1 protein-coding gene is annotated in these 689 nt (G+C 50.9%); it reads left to right on the top strand.

Annotation, left to right across the window (positions count from 1 at the left end):
- Positions 1-68 precede the first annotated feature (68 nt).
- Positions 69-479, top strand: coding sequence for a pullulanase (locus tag OKC30_RS21280; protein ID WP_223916856.1), 411 nt, complete (start codon positions 69-71; stop codon positions 477-479).
- Positions 480-689: the final 210 nt, after the last annotated feature.

The following is a 689-nucleotide window of genomic DNA, read 5'->3' as shown; positions in this document are numbered from 1 at the left end:
CGATTGGATCGGACATACTGAGTACAGTGAAACCAGAATAGAGCAATTAGATCACATCTTTAATCTGATTGGTATTAGGCGGTTGCGCATCCAATGGTGGTGCAGAGCAGGCAGCGGCGGACAACAGCGACTTCGGCGGCAAGTCCATCTACCTGCGTGGTGAGATGAACGACTGGATGGCCACCGACGAAAGCAAGGTCGTCAAGGTTGCCGACAAGCTTTACATGGCCAAGGGGACGCTCAAGAAAGAGTGGGCTCCTTACAAGTTCAAGTTTGCCGACTCCGGCTGGAGTTGTGGCACCAACTTCGGTTACAAGAGCCCGAGCGATGGCGTTGCCGTGCTCGGCGGGGAACCTGTACCGGTCAACCCGTGCTCCAAGTATGAGGACATGAAGTTCTCGCCCGAGGCGGATGGTGTCTATGAGTTCTATCTGAATATGGCGGGTGAGACACCGAGCGTATACGTCAAGAAACCCTGAGATAGTCTCTCGCTTTAAATCTCTCGGAAATTGAACTGGTTAAATGCCCTGGCCCAGAAATCTGCTGGCCGGGGCATTTTTTTAGGATAGAATCGGCGCCCTCATGACGGATAAATCACAATATATTGTGTTTTAATACCAATCGGATTAAACATTAGGTCAGCTTTATCCAATCTCGGCTACAAAGTGACATCACCCGCTCCACATCGG

Origin of the sequence: Aeromonas sp. QDB18 (genome assembly GCF_027705325.1) — a bacterium.
GTDB lineage: Bacteria > Pseudomonadota > Gammaproteobacteria > Enterobacterales > Aeromonadaceae > Aeromonas > Aeromonas caviae.
This window is presented reverse-complemented; position numbering and strand designations above follow the sequence as displayed.